The sequence below is a fragment of the Pseudomonas sp. Sample_9 genome (assembly GCF_004307535.1).
Taxonomy (GTDB): Bacteria; Pseudomonadota; Gammaproteobacteria; order Pseudomonadales; family Pseudomonadaceae; genus Aquipseudomonas; species Aquipseudomonas mercuritolerans.
The window spans coordinates 1-21,292 of the sequence record NZ_RAZO01000314.1; the positions used below are offsets into that span (position 1 = coordinate 1).

Consider the following 21,292-nt stretch of genomic DNA (forward strand, 5'->3'; position numbering starts at 1 on the left):
TGGTCTGGTTCGCCGGTTTCTCGCACATCGAAGCGGTGCACAACGCCGCCCACGATACCCGCCACAGCGCCGCATTCCCGTGCCACTGAGGCCTGCCGAGATGATCAAGCGTATCGCGCAAACCGCAGGGTTCACCGGCTTGCTGGCCGCCCTGCTCCTGACCCTGCTGCAGAGTTTCTGGGTATCGCCACTGATTCTGCAGGCCGAAACCTTCGAGAAATCCGAACCGGTCGCCGAAGTTCACGAACACGCTGCCGGCACCGCGGCGCACAGCCATGATGGCGAAGCCTGGGAGCCGGAAGATGGCTGGCAGCGTGTGGCCTCGACCACTGGCGGTAATCTGGTGGTGGCGGTGGGTTTCGCCCTGATGCTCGCCGGCCTGTATACCCTGCGCGCGCCAACCAAAACCTCGCAAGGGCTGTTCTGGGGCCTGGCCGGTTACGCGACGTTCGTTCTCGCGCCGACCTTGGGCCTGCCACCTGAATTGCCGGGCACTGCGGCTGCCGATCTGGCATCGCGGCAGATCTGGTGGATCGGCACCGCCGCTTCGACCGCGGTTGGCCTGGCACTGATTGCCTTCAGCCGCCACTGGTTGATGAAGCTTCTCGGTGTCGCGATTCTTGCGGTACCGCACGTGATCGGCGCGCCGCAACCGCAGGTGCATTCCATGCTTGCCCCAGAGGCACTGGAAACCCAGTTCAAAATCGCTTCGCAGCTGACCAACGTCGCGTTCTGGCTGGCTCTTGGCCTGATCAGTGCGTGGTTGTTCCGCCGCAAAAGCGCAGAGCAATATCAGGCATGACCGATGACCGCGCAGCGCCGACCTTCGTGGTCGGCTTCGGCTGCCAGCGTGGCTGCCCGGCCAGTACGCTGCGTGCACTACTCGATCAGGCGTTGCAGGCACACCGCATCGAACTGCGAGCAGTCAAGGCTTTGGCGAGTATCGACCTCAAGCGCGACGAACCGGGGTTGCTGGAACTGGCCAGACAATTGAACCTGCCCCTGCAGTATTTCAACAGTGCAGAGCTGGCGCCCTTCCAGCAGCGCCTCAGCCATCAATCGCAGATCGCCTTTGAGCGCACCGGTTGCTACGGCGTGGCGGAAAGCGCCGCGCTGGCGCTGGCCGAGCTACTGATTCAGGCGCCGGCGAAGCTAATGATTCCGCGGCAGAAATATGCGCAGGCCACACTGGCATTGGCCGGCGCTGCATAAACCTCGATAATCCCCGCCATCGATCATGAGCACGCTTCATCTGCAGTGGGGCTGCGCCTCTTCACAAGGATTCAACGATGACCGTTTACTTCATCGGCGCTGGCCCAGGCGATCCGGAACTCATCACCGTCAAAGGCCAACGGCTGATTCGCAGCTGCCCGGTGATCATTTATGCCGGTTCGCTGGTACCCGCAGCGGTGCTGGAAGGTCACCAGGCCGAAATCGTGTTCAACAGCGCTGAACTGCACTTGGAACAGATCATCGATCTGATCAAGGCTGCCCATACCAAAGGCCAGGATGTCGCCCGCGTGCATTCCGGTGATCCAAGTCTGTATGGCGCGATTGGCGAGCAGATTCGCTATTTGCGTGAGCTGGACATTCCTTTCGAAATCGTTCCGGGCGTCACGGCCACAGCGGCATGCGCAGCGCTGCTGGGTGCCGAGCTGACCCTGCCGGACATTTCGCAAAGCGTGATCCTGACCCGTTACGCCGACAAGACCGCCATGCCGGCCGGCGAGGAACTGGCCAGTCTGGCGCAACATGGCGCGACCATGGCGATTCATCTGGGGGTCAATCATCTGCAAAAGATACTGGTTGAATTGTTGCCGCATTACGGTGCGGATTGTCCGATTGCGGTGATTCACCGGGCAACGTGGCCGGATCAGGATTGGGTGGTGGGAACATTGGCGGACATTGCCGCAAAGGTCGAGGCCAAAGGGTTTCGGCGCACGGCGCTGATTCTGGTCGGACGGGTGCTGGGCAGCGAGGTGTTCAGCGAGTCTTCGTTGTATCGCGCCGGGCATGCGCATCTTTATCGCCCTTGAAGACGCCTTCGCGAGCAGGCTCCCACAGGTGATTGCGTTTCATTGTGGGAGCGAGCCTGCTCGCGAATCGGGCGGCAAAAGTTGCCCATAAAAAAACGGCGCTCACGGGGCGCCGTTTTTCATATTCGCAGCGAACGCCTTAGTAGTAAGCGTTTTCTTTCTGCGTGTGGTCGGTCACGTCGCGAACGCCCTTGAGCTCCGGAATGCGCTCGAGCAATGTGCGCTCGATGCCTTCCTTCAAGGTTACGTCAGCCTGGCCGCAGCCCTGGCAACCACCACCAAACTGCAACACAGCGATGCCGTCCTCGACCACATCGATCAGGCTGACCTGACCGCCGTGGCTGGCCAGCCCCGGGTTGATCTCGGTTTGCAGGTAATAGTTGATGCGCTCGTTGACCGGGCTGTCGGCGTTGACCATCGGCACTTTGGCATTCGGTGCCTTGATGGTCAGCTGGCCGCCCATGCGGTCGGTGGCATAGTCGACAACGGCGTCGTCAAGAAACGCTTCGCTGAACGAGTCGATGTACGCGGTGAAGCTTTTCAGCCCCAGCGCCGTATCTTCAGGCTTCTCTTCACCCGGTTTGCAGTAGGCAATGCAGGTTTCGGCGTACTGGGTACCAGGCTGGGTGATGAAAACGCGAATGCCGATGCCCGGGGTGTTCTGCTTGGAGAGCAGATCGGCCAGGTAATCATGGGCGGCGTCGGTAATGGTAATAGCGGTCATAAAAACTCCTCGCAGGCTTGGGCGCAGTTTACGCCAATCGGCGCGCGGGACAAAGTCCCAGTATTTTTGTCGGAAAACGCCCGTCTTGTCGCCTCGGACGGCGTTCTCCCGCCCCGCCGGTACTGCGCCTGGACGTCCATGCTGCGTTAACAACCGGATACCAAACGACCCGCGGCATATATATATGTATATCTCCCCCTGTTCCCCTCCTCCTTATATTCGTTGCCTTCGACTATTTGCCAGCCGCTCTCATTCAAAGGCCTCAAATGACTACAGGGTTATCCACGTTCTACAACAAGACACCGCCGCGCAGGCTCCAGGATCTCAATCATCTGATCGATTACCTGCACGCGCTCATCGGCGACAACTTCAATACTGATGCCAGCCAGCTCTACTATCATCCGCCTGTCGGCTCTGAATTGGGCCGCGAGTGCAAGGAAGCGTTTCGTGTTTTACGAAAGCTGGAAGAAGATGAAGACTTCATAACCGACCTTTGCAAACCGAAGAAGCCTGACCATTCGCCCTTGGGCAACGACTTTCTCTACGACTTCGTGTCCTTCCAGATCAGTTCCACCCGAACACCAACCCCTGTACCGGCGGAAGTCTTCACCATTGCCGGGCATTCGGTAACGTTAAGAGATGTCCCGACGTATTGGTCCATCGATGTCGATGTCTTGCTGGATATTCACCGCAAGGTCGGCAATGGCTTGAAAAGCGACGGCTCCGTGCGTTTCGATCTGGTTCTCGCCTACTACTCGCTTGTCCCTTCGCGCCCCGCCGCTTTCGCCGATTGGCAGCGGTTGCTGCACAATCTCGTCGAGCACCGTGCGTTGTGGCTGCTGGGGCATCAGGGGCATATCAGTGACCTTGAGCATTTGCTCGGAGCTGCTGGCGATGAAACGATCATGCAGGTTGTCCGCCAGATCGAAGCCGAAACGTCACGGTGTCTGTTGGCCAATGTCGTACCGCTGACACTCAATACCAAACTTGAAGCCTTCGCAAAAACCACACCCATAGCGCTACTGGAAACCATTCTGCAATCGGCACACAACCAGCAATTGGCTCAACGGATTGCCACAGGACTGAACTGGTACGGCGCAGAGCAAAACCAGAACTGTCCGACCAGCGTCTTGACGAAGTTATTGTGGCGCGCGCTCTGGTTGACCGTGAAGCCAGACCCGCACGGTATCTATCAGAACGAATTGCAGATACTGATCGAATCGGGTTGTGCTTATTCGTCGATCCACAAGTCGCTGATCAAACACTTTCAGCGGTCACTTGCCGTTGACCGGTCACTTGCTCTGTTGGCGGTAGCCATCCTCAAAAGTCATGTCGCCTGTGAAGCGTGGGTTCAGGATATTCCCGACGATCTGCCGTACGCGACATCCAGCACATGGGTCAATTTCAAAAGCGGTTTTATCCTCGCCGAATCCATCGCGCCCGGTTCATCCCGACACATGACATTCGAACAATTGCTCAACCTGCCGGCGGAGCATCATCGAACGTATGCGGATGATGTCGAGCAACAGCGACTGGTCGCCGCCGCAAAAATCCGCCCGACAGTGCAATGGGCAGCAGCAATGGGTTTGTTCGGAATGCGTCACGACGCCCACCCGATCAGCGAAATAGAACTCGCGTTGAGCACACTGGAACAGCATGAGCAAACGATGGCTGCTGCCACGACAAATCTGGCGCTCACCCCGCCGAGCCGTTTCAGGTATGAATCCGAAGCCGCGTTCGATGAAGCGTTTCATGCCTGGCTGAGTACTCCACGCGCCGCTTACAAAACCCTGATCAAAGCATTGTTGGCGCAATACCTGCCCGCATGCCGCGGCCATCTTGAGACGGACGAGGTGACTGTCTATTCGTTGCGGCTGCCCCTTCACGATACGCAGGTCGAACATGAGAACAAGGCAGACACCGACGCGGTTCGTGCCCGCTGCGGGTTCATTCTGCGAATGATCAATCCGACCTACCCGACAAAATCCCGCTACATCGAAGTCTTCCCTCGCGCGGGTGTAGTGCGCCTGCGCAGCGACATCCAGTCGCTGCGCATTGGCGGAGAGATCAAGGTAGAAAAGATCGGTTCCAGCAGCCGCACCAGCCGAGGCTCGTTCAGAAAAGGTACCGAACTGCCATTTGACTGGGAAGCCTATCGCGACGGCTCGAAGCCCAGAGACCAACAGCATGCGACGTTGATTGTGGAACAGGTCGGCGACACGTTTGCCGCTGTGCCCATTGAGCAACGCTCCCCCGACGTGGCTGCACGCACCCGGCCTTTCGCTGCCAATAATCTCACCTCTGCCCGGGCCGACGCGTTGGCCGGCATGATCGCCCGAGAGCTGTTTTTCAAAGATGAATCGGCATTGCTCGAGCAGACTCGCAAAGCCACCCGCAGCATGGATATCGGCAGAGATTTCCTTGAGGATCTGACGTTCTGGGGAAAAATGTTCGTGCCCTTCTGGGGTTCCATCGACGATCTGACCTCCGGCGACCCCAAGCGCATCGAGAGCGGCGGCCTTGGTCTGTTCACCGACATCGTTTCCTTTGCCCTGCCCATTGGCAAATACATTGCCGGCTGTACCCGCTTGGCGACCCAGGCTGGCAAGATCGGCATCCGTCTGGCCCTGCCCAGGTTCACCAGCCTGACCCGAACTCTGGTGATCTCGGTGATTCAGGAAGTCAATCCACTGGATTCGGTGCTCTCACTGCTCAGGCTAGGCCGATTCACCCTGCGCAAGATTGGCGCAGCGACAATGCATCAGGCGCGCCGGGCGGTGGCACATCTGCGTGATGGAACGATTGCCGCGCACCATCTGATGGCCGTCGACCCCAGCAGCTGGGTACCGCGCCAGCCTGGCGACCGGCTTTGCACAGTCGAGGGGATTGCCAATATTCCCATGCGCAACGTCGGCAGCGTCGACGCGGTGGATTATCGGCTGATCGACGCGTTGTCAGGCCAGGCTTTTGGCCCGCGCTATCGCGAACCGCTGACGGTGGTAAGCAACAACAGCCCCCTGCTGCGCCGCTATGCCGTCGAACCGCAGTGGATTTCCGGGCTGAAAGCTGATTCGCGGGGCATATTCTTTCGACCGGAGTACAACCAGAAATTCATCTGCAACGTCGATGAGCAAGGCACCATCGCCGTCTATCAGATACGGGAAAACTCCTACGGATTTATCAACGAAACCGCGCAGACCGGGGAAAACAGCTTCTCTGTCGTGTTGGTCAACCCAAAGAACAACCGCGACCTGTCGATCAATCTGTCGTCAGTCAGACCCGGCCATTGGTACACCAACGAAATCAGGATGAGAGGCGGAGCGCCCGACGGCCCAGGCGAAGTAACGCCGCTGATTCTCAAGCAATGGTCGCAGTTCAGCGAACTGGCGCTGGGCAAAGCCATAGAGGATTTCGCGAAACAGCACCGGCTGAATCGGGCGGATCTTCAGCAATACGTTCATGCGCAAGGGCAATTGACGCCTCTCGGGCAACAAGTCCTGGACCGGGCCGATACTGCAAGGACGGCGGTTACCTTCGAAAACCTCGATCGCTGGCGTGCGCTGCCGCAGCAAGACCGCAACAGCCTTACCCGGGAAGGGTTTGCCGCACAGCATAATCTGGACCCCAAGGAATTCATCGCCCACGTTGAAACCGACGGCAGTTTCAAAGCGCGAGGAAAAGTACTGGAAAAGTACGCAAGCAACCAAGTATTCACTCCTTTGGAGCCCAGACATCTTGAGCAATGGCAGAGGCGCTTCAACGCAACCCGGTCTGCGAGCTCAATGAACTCATTCATTGAAGAGAACAATCTCAATCCAGTGCTCTGGTCGACCTATGTCAATGATCGCGGGGTATTGCGCAGTGCGGTAAGCGAGTGCCTGGCGTTGATGGGGCTATCCGGCTCGGATGTATTGCTCGCGCGTAAAACACTTCCCCGCGGGACAGCGATAAAATCCGTCCCCGTGCAGTCTTCTCTGCCGACAACACGCAAAAGCACAAGGACAGCATCGCAAGCTACGGCTGGTACTTCCAAACGTGCCCGAATCGAAAATGCACCTGCAGACGATGCTGCAGGCGAAGATCTGACACCGTCATTGGGGCACAAGATCAATAACAACGCGCCCATTCTGCAAGACCCGACAGACCTCAGAGTCAGTCTGACGCACAAGCTGGAAGGCGCTACCGAAAAAATCGAGATCACCGATAGCAACCGGTTTTTTGCGCACCTTTCAGAGACCCGGGCCAAAACTCTGGCCCGGGACATGACTGAGGACATCCACGAATGGATCGAGGAAGAGGGACGGCATCACCACAGGTTGAGCGAGCGTTTCGAGCTCAGACGGCCAGTCGATGGCCCGGAACGGGGTTTGTCAGTGTTCGCCAAAGTCGAGATCAATCCTTATGAAGTGCTGGGGCCCTACAGCGGCAAACTGCACCGCACCGTCAGATCGCTAGACGCAGAAATACTCGAAAAATCCAATTTGCAAGTCAGGACATTTTCGTATGGAACCAAAACCAAAAACGCCACTGTCAGTGGTCATGGCAACAGCAATATCTTGAGCATGATCAACGCCCCCGAAGTCCCCGGTGCCGCCAGGACAGGCACTGAGAACGTCGGCGCGATTTACGTCGGCAAATACATGGTTTTTCTGGTCGCCTGGGAAAAGATTCCGGCAGGCACCGAGCTGTTGCTTGATTACGGCCCCGCTTATTGGCCAACATTGACGCCCTGAACGCGGTACTCCGGACCGCTGAGGCTCGGGCGCTGGAAGGAACCGTCGGCGCCCGATTCAACATGAACAATCCTCAGCGGCAACGCAGCCCACAGCTCAAGGCTCACAGCCTGTTCTTGCCTGGTCACAGATTCTCGTACCGGTTCATATCCAGCACGCCCTCTTCCACCGGATCGGTTTCGTGGATGTACTGGCTCAAATCGTGGAAATATCGCCAGAACTGCGGATGACTGCGACGGATGCCCCAGCGCTCGACGATCTTTTCGAACCGATTGGCATCCCTGGCGTTTTCCATGGCATCGACAAACGCCGGCACCTGCTGTGCCGGGACGTTGAACATGAAGTTCGGGTAACTGGTGAGTACGCCCGGATAGACAGTCAAGGTGTCGAGACCCGGCTGATAACGCCGCGACTCACCGAGCAAAAACGCCACGTTGCTGTGCGCACGGTTGCGCAGCAGGCTGTAGACCTCGCGCTTGCCGCTGGCGGTTTCAACGCGCAGCAGGGTCGCTTCGGGCAACTGGTCGATAACCTTGAGCCCCGCTGCCGGTCGCGAGGCCAGACGGCTCAAGGCCTGCTCGGCGTTCTGCAGGGCCGGATCGATGTTGGGCCGTGAGCAATAAGCACCGTCGCAGCGGTTGATCGGGTCCGGTCGTGCATTCAGATCGCCGTAGCGCGCCAGCAACTGCATGGCGAAATCCCGTTTCGGGTCTTTTTCGTCGAGTTTCAGCGCGGTCGGTTTGTCGTCGTCGATCGCCTCGTAATCGAGCCACATCTTGAACTGGCCGCCGTCCTGGTACCAATCGTTGAGGTAATCCTCGCGCGAGTCGGCGGGCATCAGGCGCAGGAAGTTCTGCTCGGCGCCGTTGCGGATCAGGTCGAAATACAGGCGGGTCTGCGCCTGATGGGAGACGTTGCCGAACACGTCGAAGTTGACCGCGAGCTGATAATAGGTGCGCTCGAGCAGTGGATAGTCGAACAGCCACATCGTCTGCGGCACCTCACCGATCAAACCCTTGGTCACCGAAGCACTGTCGAAGTGGCGGAAAATGCTCAGCAAGGCGTTGTCGTTGCCGGCCCACAGCGTCGACCAGCTCGGCGCCGGCAGATCGGCGTAGCTGTCGCGGCGCAGGGCTTCGTATTCGTTGCGCTTGTCGCGATAGTCGCGCCACAGGCTCAGCACGCTGCCGACATCGTCGTTCTGCCCCGGCATGGCCAGCAGCGGCGTGGCCTGGCCGCGGTAGTTCGGGTCGGTGATATAGAGGTCATGTTCCGGCGCCTGGAACAGCGCCCAGAAGTTGTCGCGGATCACGTCGGTCGCGATCTGCCCACGGCACACCGGCCCGCGAATAAAGGTGCGGACGAAGTATTCGGCGTTATCGAGCATGAACTGATAGCGCGCCTGCGCCGGAATCGCCTCGAAGGTGGCAAACGGATTGGCCCGGCTTTGCGGCCCGTAACCCGGCAGCGCGTTGACCTGCCAGTTGCCGCTGTAGAACAGGCTTTTGATCCGGGCCATTTTCGCCGCGCTCAGCGCATAGGTGATGTGCGTCTTGTGCACGATCACCCCCTGCACCCGCCACAAGCGGTAATACACCTGCGTGCCCGGATCGTCGTTGGGGCGGCGCGTGGCGATCAGGTCGATCGGTTGGCCGCTCGGCGTGCGCGAACGCACCCACTGGAAGTAATGCCCCGGCTCGCCGCCCTTGAAGTAGATGTGCGCCAGATACCAATGCTCGAACAGCCAGCGCCCGACCAGACTTTGCCGCGCGCCGGGAGCGTTGAGCAGGTTTTCCCACTGCGTGATCTGCAGCGCCTCTTGCGCACTCGGCGCCAGGCTCTGCTCGTCAATTGGCGCGCCGGACGCCAGCCAGCGTTGCAACGTCTGATATTGCTGATCGGTCAGGCCGGTGACCGCCAGCGGCATACCCTCTTTCGGGTGCGCACCGGCGTAGCCGTCGAACTCGGCAGGCATTGCGCAAAGATTGTTGCGATTGAGACCCAGCACAATGTCTTCGGGCAGCTTGGCATTGGGCGTCAGCGGCGTCTTGTGGCCAAGTTCGAGCATCCGTGCCATCAGCGCAGCCTGACTGCCCTGCGCGTCGAGCACCGAATAGAAATCCTTCTGCTGCCAGGCGCGCTTGCCGAAGGCGTCGTAAAACAAGCGCGTGGTTGGTGCGGCCTGGGTGCGTTCGCCGTCGTACACCGGCATCTTGCTCGCGCCACGGGCGGCGCCTTCGCCGCTGCCCAGATTCAATTGGCACGCCGAGTCATAACAGGCATGGCAGGCTACGCACTTCTCGGTAAAGATCGGTTGGATATCGCGGGTGTAGGAGATGGAAGAAGAAATGGCAGGATCTTGCGCCGCAACGCTCCCGCTCAGGACCAGCAACCATAAACTGATGAAGCGGTACGGCATGTTGCTGATCTCAATGATAAAAAAAGGCTGCGATTCTACCGTTATGACGCTCGTACCAACATGAGCGATATTCATGCAAAAGCTGCACATGCTCCAAAAGCGTACAGGTTTGCTATGATCCCGCTCCTTCGTAATGGTCTTTTCGAGTAGTCCACATGTCCGATCGCAGCGTCCGCCTTCAAGCTCTCAAGCAAGCCCTCAAAGAGCGCATCCTGATTCTCGACGGCGGGATGGGCACGATGATCCAGAGCTACAAGCTCGAAGAGCAGGATTATCGCGGCAAACGCTTCGCGGACTGGCCGAGTGACGTCAAGGGCAACAACGACCTGCTGGTGATCACCCGTCCGGACGTGATCGGCGGCATCGAAAAAGCCTATCTGGACGCCGGCGCCGACATTCTCGAAACCAACACTTTCAACGCCACGCGCATTTCCATGGCCGATTACGGCATGGAAGAGCTGGCGTACGAGTTAAACGTAGAAGGCGCACGTCTGGCGCGCAAGATTGCCGACGCCAAGACCGCCGAAAACCCGGCCAAGCCACGCTTCGTTGCCGGCGTGCTTGGCCCGACCAGCCGTACCTGCTCGCTGTCGCCCGACGTCAACAACCCCGGCTACCGCAACGTGACCTTCGATGAGCTGGTGGAAAACTACACCGAAGCCACCAAAGGCCTGATCGAGGGCGGCGCCGACCTGATCCTGATCGAGACGATCTTCGACACCCTCAACGCCAAAGCGGCGATCTTCGCCGTACAAGGTGTGTTCGAAGAGCTGCACCTCGAACTGCCGATCATGATTTCCGGGACCATCACCGATGCCTCCGGCCGTACCCTGTCCGGCCAGACCACCGAAGCGTTCTGGAACTCGGTGGCCCACGCCAAGCCGATTTCCGTGGGTTTGAACTGCGCCCTCGGCGCCAGCGAACTGCGTCCGTATCTGGAAGAGCTGTCAAACAAGGCCAGCACCCACGTATCCGCGCACCCGAACGCCGGCCTGCCGAACGAATTCGGCGAGTACGACGAACTGCCGTCGCAAACCGCCAAAGTCATCGAGGAATTCGCCCAGAGCGGTTTCCTCAACATCGTCGGCGGTTGCTGCGGTACCACGCCGGGCCACATCGAAGCCATCGCCAAAGCCGTGGCCGGTTACGCGCCACGTCAGATTCCGGACATTCCCAAGGCCTGCCGCCTCTCGGGTCTGGAGCCGTTCACCATCGATCGCAGCTCGCTGTTCGTCAACGTTGGCGAGCGCACCAACATCACCGGTTCGGCAAAATTCGCCCGCCTGATCCGCGAAGACAATTACACCGAAGCCCTCGAAGTCGCTCTGCAGCAGGTCGAGGCCGGCGCGCAGATCATCGACATCAACATGGACGAGGGCATGCTCGATTCGAAGAAGGCCATGGTCACCTTCCTCAATCTGATCGCCGGCGAACCGGATATCTCGCGCGTGCCGATCATGATCGACTCGTCGAAATGGGAGGTCATCGAAGCCGGCCTCAAGTGCATTCAGGGCAAGGGCATCGTCAACTCGATCAGCATGAAAGAAGGCGTCGAGCAGTTCATCCATCACGCCAAACTGTGCAAGCGCTACGGCGCTGCGGTGGTGGTGATGGCCTTCGACGAAGCCGGCCAGGCCGACACCGAAGCGCGCAAGAAAGAGATCTGCAAACGCTCCTACGACATTCTGGTCAACGAAGTCGGCTTCCCGCCGGAAGACATCATCTTCGACCCGAACATTTTCGCCGTCGCCACCGGCATCGAAGAGCACAACAACTACGCCGTCGACTTCATCAATGCCTGCGCCTATATCCGCGATGAGCTGCCGTACGCGCTGAGCTCCGGCGGCGTGTCCAACGTGTCGTTCTCGTTCCGTGGCAACAACCCGGTGCGTGAGGCGATTCACTCGGTGTTCCTGCTCTACGCGATCCGCGCCGGGCTGACCATGGGCATCGTCAACGCTGGCCAGCTGGAGATCTACGATCAGATCCCGGTCGAGCTGCGCGACGCCGTTGAAGACGTGATCCTCAACCGCACCCCGGACGGCACCGACGCCCTCCTCGCCATCGCCGACAAGTACAAGGGCGACGGTAGCGTCAAGGAAGCCGAGACGGAAGAGTGGCGTAACTGGGACGTCAACAAACGTCTGGAACACGCACTGGTCAAGGGCATCACCACGCACATCGTCGAAGACACCGAAGAATCCCGCCAGTCGTTCGCGCGCCCGATCGAAGTGATCGAAGGCCCGCTGATGTCCGGCATGAACATCGTCGGCGACCTGTTCGGCGCCGGCAAAATGTTCCTCCCGCAGGTGGTGAAATCCGCCCGCGTGATGAAGCAGGCCGTGGCGCACTTGATTCCGTTCATCGAACTGGAGAAAGGCGACAAGCCGGAAGCCAAGGGCAAGATCCTCATGGCTACGGTCAAGGGCGACGTGCACGACATCGGCAAGAACATCGTCGGCGTGGTGCTCGGTTGCAACGGCTATGACATTGTCGACTTAGGCGTGATGGTTCCGGCCGAAAAGATCCTGCAGGTCGCCAAAGAAGAAAAGTGCGACATCATCGGCCTTTCCGGCCTGATTACACCGTCGCTGGACGAGATGGTCCACGTCGCCCGTGAAATGCAGCGTCAGGACTTTCACCTGCCACTGATGATCGGTGGCGCGACGACGTCGAAAGCGCACACCGCCGTGAAGATCGAGCCCAAGTACAGCAACGATGCCGTGGTCTACGTGACTGACGCCTCACGCGCCGTGGGCGTGGCGACGCAGTTGCTGTCCAAGGAATTGAAAGCCGGTTTCGTCGAGAAGACCCGTCTTGAATACATCGACGTGCGCGAACGCACGTCCAATCGCAGCGCCCGCACCGAACGCCTGAGCTACGCCGCCGCGATCGCGAAGAAGCCGCAGTTCGACTGGGCCAATTACCAGCCAGTGAAACCGACCTTCACCGGCAGCAAAGTGCTCGACAATATCGATTTGAAGGTGCTGGCGGAATACATCGACTGGACGCCGTTCTTCATTTCCTGGGACCTGGCCGGCAAATTCCCGCGCATCCTCGAAGATGAAGTGGTCGGTGAAGCCGCCACTGCGCTGTACAAGGACGCCCGGGAAATGCTCACCAAGCTGATCGATGAAAAACTGATCAGCGCCCGTGCGGTGTTCGGTTTCTGGCCGGCCAATCAGGTCAACGAAGACGACATCGAGCTGTACGACGATAACGGCAAGCCGCTAGCCAGGCTGCATCACCTGCGTCAGCAGATCATCAAGACCGACGGCAAGCCGAACTTCTGCCTCGCCGACTTCGTGGCGCCGAAGGACAGCGAAGTGACCGACTATGTCGGCGGCTTTATCACCACCGCTGGCATCGGCGCCGAAGAAGTCGCCAAGGCCTATCAGGACGCCGGCGACGATTACAACTCGATCATGGTCAAGGCTCTCGCCGACCGCTTGGCCGAAGCCTGCGCCGAATGGCTGCACCAGCAAGTGCGCAAAGAGCACTGGGGTTATGCCAAGGACGAAACCCTCGACAACGATGCGCTGATCAAAGAGCAATACCGTGGCATCCGCCCCGCGCCCGGCTACCCGGCCTGCCCGGATCACACCGAGAAAGCCGCGCTGTTCACACTGCTCGATCCAGAGGCTGCCGAAATGCGCGCCGGGCGCAGTGGCGTATTCCTCACCGAGCACTACGCAATGTTCCCCGCCGCAGCGGTCAGCGGCTGGTACTTCGCCCATCCGCAGGCGCAGTACTTTGCCGTGGGCAAGATCGACAAGGATCAGGTGCAGAGCTACACCGCGCGCAAAGGTCAGGATCTGAGCGTGACCGAGCGTTGGCTGGCGCCGAATCTGGGTTACGACAGCTGAGCCGCACCATGCCCGGGAGCATCTTGCTCTCGGGCACGGTCATTCATCCGTTCACGGGCGGCTCGAAGGGCCGGGCTGCGGTGACGACGGGCGTGGCTGCGGCGCGCCGCTACCTGGCGACGAAAGACTCTCAAGCTCTGTGCGGGACAGTTCTTTGAGCTTTTCCATACGCGTCGCCGGCAACTCGACCTCAAGCACCCCCATGGCATCCAGATACTCGGGGCTCGACAGGTCAGGATAGGCGTCCTCTACCGCACCATGTCGCCTCGATTCTTCGAGTTTCAACGCCTCGAACACCTCGCTGTGGCGATCTTCCAGGTAACGGACCCAATAGTCGCGTGAAATCAGATCCTCCAGGAACGCTGGCGACGCCTCGTCGGCAAGCACCGAGGCGCGAGCGTTGATCAATACCTGTCCACGAATAGGCGTGCCGTACAGCATATGCGCCGGCTGTCCCGGCAGTTCCAGGCCATCCGGCCAGCCGCTGGTCATGCCGATCCGGTATTGCAGTCGGACCTCCGCACGGTCTTGGTTTATCGCAGCAGCTTCAGCGAGTCGGTCAACTCTCTCCAGGCGAAACAGGCGGCGGGTCAGATTGAGCAAGGCTCTGCCGCGTTGCTCGGGGCGATGCTGCGGGATATCGCGCAGGGTGTTGTATTCATAGACGCGGGCTTCCAGTTCGCTGAACGACAGGATCCGCCCATCAAGGCATGTGTCGTGGGTTTCGGCGTTGACAAACAACTGCTCGCGCAATTCGGCGTTTTCCGTGGCAGCCTGAATGACTTGCCAGACCCGATGGGTGAGATCGGCCCCCGACAATCTGAATTCGAGGGTGTCAGGCAAGGTCGAGAGCAGATGAAAGAACGCATCATGATTGGCCTGCCTGGCCAATTGCGCCCACAAAGCCTGCCGGGCGGCACGTACATCAGCCGGGGTGAATGTCAGCCAGGTCTCCATGGCTGGCGCGGCGACATTTTGCGCTGGGTTAGCGATGGCCTCAATGGCCTCGACCTGTGCGTGCACATCCACACGTCCGCCAACACCACCGCCTCCGAAGCCGTCACTGTCATCGCTGTCGCCATCCGAGCCGGAGCCGGGTTCACTGTCGGCTCCGCGTAAGCGCAGGTCAATCTCCCGATCGAGATGCGCCCGCGAATAGCCCATGACGTCACGATTTGCATTGGCGGCGCTGTAATCGCGCAGTTGTCGCAGGCTGTTGAGTGTCAAGGTGTTTTCCGACAGAACCGTGCCAGCGACCAGTTCCCTGTGACTACCGTCCAAGAGCCTGTCCGGGAACACGCTGATGTTGTTGCCCGTCAGATCGAGTGCGCGCAGATGCGGCAGTTCCAGCACGCCGTCCGGCCAGGAATCGAGGCCATTGTGGTCAAGCTTGAGGGTTTCGAGCCGACTGAAGGCGCTGGCACTGAACTCCTCCAGTTGATTGTGGCTGAGGTCCAGCCAGCGCAGGCGATTTCCACCCGCCTGGGTGTACAGGGACTCCCCGGTGGCCAGTTTATTCCCGCTCAGCTCCAGCCGCTCGAGCCCGCTCAGACCGCCAACGGCGTCTGGCAGCGTATCAAGGGCGTTGCCGTTGAGTACCAGGGTGGTGACTTCAGGGAAAGCGGCACAGAATTCGTTGAAGCTTTGTGCCGAAAATTCCACGCCGGTGAGATTCAGCGTTCTGACTGGGGAAAACACTTTCGACAGGCGCGGCAGATCTCCGGTGTTCAACCCCGTGAGATCAAGTGTGGATCCTGAGTGTTCGCTATGGCGTGTCAGACCCTCAGCCCAGCAATCTCTGACCTTCATCGCCAGAAACGATCGGTGCTTGGATTTATCCCCTCTGTTCCATGGTATCGCCCGAGTAAAGATCCAGCCGTTCAACTCACGCGTCAGGGCCTCGTCGCTGTCTCGCCAGACGGTCAGACGGGCGTCGATTTGTGCATCGCTCAGTCCCTCGCTGCGCAATCGCGCCAGACATTGCTGCGCTTGTTCTGTAGAAAGAAGCGGATTGACGTCCTGTAAGCGACTTGCAATGTCTGCGGCACCTTCGGCGACAGGTGCCAGAGGACGCAGCGGCAACAGAAATTCGTGCGCAAATGCCAGTGCAGTTCTCGGTACGCGCGCGTCGCCCACGCTTCGAGGGCCACTGGGGTAAATTTCAAACTGTTTGAGGGTGTCATCAGGCAAGCCGATTGCGGTCTCGATACGCCGCTGCGCAGTTTTCAGGGCTGCCGCACCTTCGGCACTCAATGAGCTTTGCGTCAGGTTGGTGTTGAGCATCACCCTGTCATCGGCAAGCACATGCTCAGGTAACGTACTGATTGGGTTTTCGCGCAGATCAAGCCATTGCAACCTTGGCAGCGTTTCGGCACCCGCCGGCCATGCCTGGAGACGATTGGAACTGAGGTCCAGAAGTTCAAGCTTCTTCAGAGCCGCGACATTCAGATCAGTCAGCTGGTTTTCGCGCAAATCCAAGAAATCGAGTTTATAAAGTGCATCAATTTGGCTTTGGACTTCTGGCGTGGTGCCGATCAGGTTGTGTGACAGATCCAGTCGAGTCAATTGCGCAAAGTCGCTCGGGCTGAACGGCACCTCAGTCAAATTGCAGCCTGTGATTTCTACCGTACGCGCACCGCTGAATGCTTGAAGAAACGCGCGCATCTGTGCCGCAGGCACGTTCAGATGATCAAGGGAAACGGTTTTCACATGAGAAAACGTACCGGCCGGCAATGACGGAAGCTCGCTTATGGATGGCTCGTCGCCAAAGTGTCCATCATCGAATAACTTGAACACTTCGCCACTTTCCAGCGGGGCGACCCCGTTCGGATTCCCTGGAGTGGGGACCTGCGCTTCTCTGCGCAGGCCATAACGTTCGCGCACGGCAGCCGCCCAGTTGTGCTCAAGTTCACGCACCACTGCAAGGTTCGGCAACGTTTCCCAGACCGGAGCAAGCGTAGCGGTGCGCAATCCATCGGACGTCGTCGGAAGGTAAAGCTGCCGGAAAATCCCGGCGTGCTCCAGGCGCAGCAGCTCGACAGCCTTGAGCCGGGTCTCGGGTGTATTCCACAGACTCATGATGCGCTCAGGCAAGCGATTGATATTTCCGCGCCGTCCAGTCAGGAATTCCAGCTCGCCGGCGCAGTACTGGCGGACCATCAGGTCCAGATCCAGCAGATGTCCCCACACGCCCCGGTAATTTTTGACGTACTCGTAGGCGGGCTTGAAATTTTCATGCGCGAAATTCGACCAGTCGAGCGACAGCCCCGCCCACAACTTCTCATGCCCTGTGTAGAGTGCTTGTGGAATGGACGAGATGGCCGTCTGCGTCAGATCAAGGCGCTCCAGCTCAGGCAGCTCCTGTACAAAATCGGGCCATTGGACCATTCCCGGCGCATCGATCCTGAGTTTCCTCAATCGCCTGAGCGGTGTGAGGTCAAGATTCGCCGTGACGCCGGTGCCCCTCGAAAGATCAAGATGAAGCTCTTCTACAGCAGTCAGCATGCGCAATCTTGTCGGCAGATCAGCCGCCAGCGCAGCCGCTGTGGTTCTGAACTTGAGGTTTTTCAGGCTCGGCATGCGAGTGACGGCCAGAGGCAATGTCGTCAATGACTGTTCGCGCCCCATATAACTGCCAAACAGACTGCCACGCTCGCCCAGCGAGAGCTTTTCGAGACGGCCAAACCGCTCCAGGAACGCGTCGGCATCGGTGTCCGTGATGCCATCCCCAGCGATGGAAAGTTCTCGTACGTGATCAAAATTTGCTGTCAGAGCTGGCAGCGGGTCGTACAGGACAAGATGAAGCTGATCGGCGCCGGGCAGATGGGCGGCGATCGGTGCGTTGCGCCAACAGTCCTTGAGCGCCTGTGCGGTACGTACTTTATAGTTCCACTCGGAACGGGCCCAAGCCGGTACTCTCGTTAGTCCCGACCACTCATCCAGCGTCGCTTCAAGCTGCGCCCATTCCTGTCGACGCGACAGCAGCAACTGGAAAATGTCTCTGTCGTCATTTCCCGCCCGATACTGTTCAAGGAGATAGCCGCGCGCCTGTTCATTTGTCAGCTGCGGATAAATATCACGCGTGCGTGCTATCAGGTTCGGTGACAATCCAGGGCCACGTCCGCTGGCAGGATAACCAATCAGAGTATCGCTGACGCGAACGGGCGGCTTGATCCATTTGACCTGGGGTTCCAGCAGCGCAGGCGCCTCGGCCTGGTGCAGATCGGCGTGGCGGATGATCTTTTCCCGCAGCTGGACCGACTGCCCGACCGCTGGCACACCGAGGCTGCGGCGCGCCTCGTCAGGCAGGGCGTGCATGATCGATGGGTAAAAATTGTCGCCGTGTTCGGGCAGGCTGTTGAGTGCCTCACCGCGCTCGTTGAATGCCTGAAACTGAGCACCTTTTTTTATCAGGTATTTTTTCTCGCTGGCTGTTTCACTGCCGATGCTGTCAAGCAGCGTGCCAGCATCATGATCCTCGCGAACCTCGATACGGAGGTTGTCAGGCCAACCCGGCAACTGCTCAAGCGTGTGCAATGCCAGACGCCGACTGTCCGCCGAAGCGACATTTTCGCTGCGCAGACCGGCATACGCGGTGACTCGACGGGTTTGACGCGCATACCAGCGCGCTTCTTCCAGCAGGCGCAGCGGTGCTCGCTGGCCCGACCGCAGCGCCTGCAACTCACCGGCATGGGCATGCGTCAGCACGGCTTGTGCTGCCGACTCGCCCAGCCCGGGACATTCCTTTTGCAAACCGGCGACCTCGGGGGCGATGGGGTCGGTGCCCTTGTAGATGCTTTCGAATATCGCCGCTTGACGGGTGTTGGCGTAATTGGCAATTCGCTTGTTGAATTCCTGAAGCCTTGCCTCGGGAGTACGTGCGACCAGCTTGCCGAGCAAGCGATTGATTTCCGCTTCTTCGAGCGATGCAAGAATATGCGCTGGCAGTTTTCCGCCAAGGATGTCGGCCCGAGAAGTCCTGATTGGCGGCTTGACACCCACGTCACGAAAGCGCCGCGCAGCACCATACCTTACGGAACTGCCGGACAATGACTCGCCATCGAACACTTCAAGCACACGGTTTTGCGGCCACAACGGCATTTCGGTGATCAGCGGCAAGGTATACAGGTAGAGCTCATCGATGGGGCGTTCCCCACGCAACTGCTCCACGACCAATGCCGCATCTGCATCCGCTTTCAACAGGCGCATCGCCTGCGCCAGCTCCGGTGGTGGCGGCGCGTGGTCGAGGTGCATCTTGCGCAAGGCGCCGTCACTGACGCCACTGATATCGGCAGCCCTGAGCAGCTCTGCGTCGGAAAACACTTCGGTTGCATGCCCCATGCGTCGCAACAGGGTCAGGCGGTCCCACTCCAGCGGGCGCTCAAGCGTGGATCGCCAGGCACCGTAACCATTGCTCTCGAGCACCGGCTGCCAGGCATCGGGATCGTTCGGGTGGCGGAGGCGCCACTTGCCGAGCGATGAATCGTAGTACTGCTCGTAAACCTTGCCGGCCTGACGAATGTAGGTCTTGCCGTCCAGTACATGTTGCCCCTGCGGATTCGGACCGGGGCTGTCCGGCAAAGCTATCGTTGACTCATACGCGCCAAGATCGGGTTTCCAAAGGCGGGTGTTGCCGCTAGGCAACTGCACCGGTTCCAGCTGTTCAATCACTGGCACGGCTTTGGCGCTGGAGAATTTCCGCACCCCGGCGCCTACCCCCGCCATCACCGCGATCTGCGCCAGATTTTCCGCCACGTCGATCAGATGATCCCTGGCCGCACGCCGGTCGCCTTCGCTCCATTCGATCGCGCCCTCCAGTGTTTCGTACATCAGCTGGCCGGCCATCACCACCATCATCACTTCGCCCAGCACCGGAACGAACATCGACACCATGTTCAAACCAAGCAGACCGATCTGCAGCAGGTGCGCCAGCCTGGCGTCGCGCGCCTTGACCTCGACGTCGTCGCTGGGTACCGCATGGCTGCGGGCGTCGGCCAGTACCTTGGCGCGGTTCTGGGTAAAGAGATAGAGCCAGAGATCTTCATTGGCCGCCCAAAGGCCATGCCCTCTGCGTCCGACCGCCGAAGGCGCAATGTAGGGATCGGGCTCCGGCTCCATCTTCACCCCGCGCTCGGGAGGAAGTTGCTTGATCCGGGTGAACACTGAAGTACCGCTGATTGCCTGAATGAACGCGACCCATGGAGAGCGCAATGTCGACCAGGCATCCTTCGGTGAGTCAGCAGCCTTTCGGGTGAACTGACTGAAATAATCGGGCCGCTGATCAACGGGCAGAAATTGACTGAGGAACCGCTGATAAGGCGTCGGTTGAGCCCCGCCAGCGAGCGGTTCATCGCGCGCAGTCAGCAAGCGTTTGAACTCCTCACGCATTTGCTGGTGGTTGTAGCGTTTGAACGGGTGCTGCGGGTCGTGAGGGATGTAAACGATCAATTCATCGCTGTAGCGGTATTTTTCGCTGATCACGAACACCACACAGCCAGTCAGACGTTTTCTCATCAGGCCCAGGTCCTTGAACCATACCTGTCGGTTGCCCATCCAGGGATTCATCTCGCCATCGATGACCGACCGGATCATGGTGTAGTCCGCCGGTTCTATATCCTTCTGCAATAACGCCTGCTCTGCGGCTGCGCGCATGGTTGCCTTCTGACTCGCGATGAACCGCTCGCGAAGCACACCCTGCACCACCACATCGGCCGGGTGAAAAAATTCCTGCAGATAGTCCTGGTATTGCTTGCCGATATCCAGGCGACGGCACAGCGACATGAACTGGCTGACCGTCAGCGCGACACTAACGGACTCGAAAGTCTCCGCAGTATCGGTCGCCACCATGAATCCCGAGGTGTGGTGATAAGCCCCCTCCTCACACTCGCTGGCTTCGAAGTTGTGCAGTGCCGCCTCCAGCAGCGACAGCTTGAGAATTTCGAAGGACGCCAGCTCTGTGGCCTGAATGCCCACCTCTATCGGGCGTCGCAGGCACAACAAGGTTTTGTCGATATCCACTTGCAGCTGATATTCGTCCTTCAATGCCTTGATCAGCAAGGGTCTGGCAAACACTTCGGCCTGCTCAAACCTCGACATGCTTTTATCGAGCATGTTTTGCGCCTGCACGCTGGCCTTGTAGCTGTCATTCAAGGCTGCGCGCTGGGCAGGCGTCGCATCCTGATACCACGCCGGCAGCGCCGCAGGGGCGTCCTTGAACGCCTGGCGTCGTTGCGCCGTCACGTCAGTCAGCCAGGTGGGGATCGACTTTTCGAGGAAATCACCGTGAAGGCTCTGTGTTGCCTTCAGCGGTTTCGGGGCCGGCGCGTCGGTCGTGCGTGACGAGGATGAAGATGCCGTCGACGGCGGATTGGATGGGATAGCGATCATGGTCACTCCTTTGTCAATGAAGTGTGCAGCAGACCATTTCCGGCTACCCCGACTGCGGTATCCGCTTATTACTCACCGGCGAAAGGTAACAACTTGCTTCGACGAGCCTTGCAACCGCACCATGCGGC

The 21,292-nt window shown here is 59.3% G+C and carries 9 protein-coding genes; 6 read left to right on the forward strand and 3 right to left on the reverse strand.

The annotated features are described in order from the left end of the window. The 4 genes from D6877_RS17295 to cobM form a co-directional block, all read left to right on the forward strand. Window positions 1-89: CbtB domain-containing protein (locus D6877_RS17295; RefSeq protein WP_178083704.1), on the forward strand; the 89-nt coding region annotated here is incomplete at its 5' end. Between the two features lie 11 nt (window positions 90-100). Then, a complete protein-coding gene (locus tag D6877_RS17300) occupies window positions 101-802 on the forward strand; it encodes a CbtA family protein (protein WP_130911561.1) in 702 nt (233 codons plus the stop codon). After that, on the forward strand, window positions 799-1,212 hold the full coding sequence (locus D6877_RS17305) for a cobalamin biosynthesis protein (protein WP_130911562.1): 414 nt from the start codon (window positions 799-801) through the stop codon (window positions 1,210-1,212). The genes D6877_RS17300 and D6877_RS17305 overlap by 4 nt, the downstream gene beginning before the upstream one ends. A 77-nt stretch (window positions 1,213-1,289) precedes the next feature. Beyond that, window positions 1,290-2,036: a precorrin-4 C(11)-methyltransferase gene (gene cobM / locus D6877_RS17310; RefSeq protein ID WP_130911563.1), complete on the forward strand. Its 747-nt coding sequence runs from the start codon at window positions 1,290-1,292 to the stop codon at window positions 2,034-2,036. A gap of 139 nt (window positions 2,037-2,175) precedes the next feature. Here cobM and nfuA read toward each other — a convergent pair whose 3' ends face one another. Next, window positions 2,176-2,760: a Fe-S biogenesis protein NfuA gene (gene nfuA / locus D6877_RS17315; RefSeq protein WP_003225494.1), complete on the reverse strand. Its 585-nt coding sequence runs from the start codon at window positions 2,758-2,760 to the stop codon at window positions 2,176-2,178. A gap of 266 nt (window positions 2,761-3,026) precedes the next feature. Here nfuA and D6877_RS17320 point away from each other — a divergent pair, with 266 nt between their 5' ends. After that, window positions 3,027-7,493 carry an SET domain-containing protein gene (locus D6877_RS17320; RefSeq protein WP_130911564.1) on the forward strand — a complete coding sequence of 1,489 codons (4,467 nt, stop codon included), beginning with the start codon at window positions 3,027-3,029 and terminating at the stop codon, window positions 7,491-7,493. Between the two features lie 124 nt (window positions 7,494-7,617). Here the strand turns inward: D6877_RS17320 and D6877_RS17325 are convergent, their stop codons facing one another. Then, window positions 7,618-9,912 carry a fatty acid cis/trans isomerase gene (locus D6877_RS17325; RefSeq protein ID WP_130911565.1) on the reverse strand — a complete coding sequence of 765 codons (2,295 nt, stop codon included), beginning with the start codon at window positions 9,910-9,912 and terminating at the stop codon, window positions 7,618-7,620. A gap of 155 nt (window positions 9,913-10,067) precedes the next feature. On the opposite strand from D6877_RS17325, the gene metH reads away from it, so the two are divergent. After that, window positions 10,068-13,778, forward strand: a complete 3,711-nt coding sequence (metH, locus tag D6877_RS17330) for a methionine synthase (protein ID WP_130911566.1) — start codon at window positions 10,068-10,070, stop codon at window positions 13,776-13,778. A 51-nt stretch (window positions 13,779-13,829) separates the two neighbouring features. Here metH and D6877_RS17335 read toward each other — a convergent pair whose 3' ends face one another. Then, window positions 13,830-21,164 carry a DUF6543 domain-containing protein gene (locus D6877_RS17335; protein ID WP_130911567.1) on the reverse strand — a complete coding sequence of 2,445 codons (7,335 nt, stop codon included), beginning with the start codon at window positions 21,162-21,164 and terminating at the stop codon, window positions 13,830-13,832. Window positions 21,165-21,292 lie beyond the last annotated feature (128 nt).

Coding starts and splice junctions, on each gene's coding strand:
- D6877_RS17325 (WP_130911565.1), bottom strand. CDS start 9,912: ATGCCGTACCGCTTCATCAGTTTATGGTTGCTGGTCCTGAGCGGGAGC.
- D6877_RS17320 (WP_130911564.1), top strand. CDS start 3,027: ATGACTACAGGGTTATCCACGTTCTACAACAAGACACCGCCGCGCAGG.
- metH (WP_130911566.1), top strand. CDS start 10,068: ATGTCCGATCGCAGCGTCCGCCTTCAAGCTCTCAAGCAAGCCCTCAAA.
- D6877_RS17305 (WP_130911562.1), top strand. CDS start 799: ATGACCGATGACCGCGCAGCGCCGACCTTCGTGGTCGGCTTCGGCTGC.
- D6877_RS17300 (WP_130911561.1), top strand. CDS start 101: ATGATCAAGCGTATCGCGCAAACCGCAGGGTTCACCGGCTTGCTGGCC.
- nfuA (WP_003225494.1), bottom strand. CDS start 2,760: ATGACCGCTATTACCATTACCGACGCCGCCCATGATTACCTGGCCGAT.
- cobM (WP_130911563.1), top strand. CDS start 1,290: ATGACCGTTTACTTCATCGGCGCTGGCCCAGGCGATCCGGAACTCATC.
- D6877_RS17335 (WP_130911567.1), bottom strand. CDS start 21,164: ATGATCGCTATCCCATCCAATCCGCCGTCGACGGCATCTTCATCCTCG.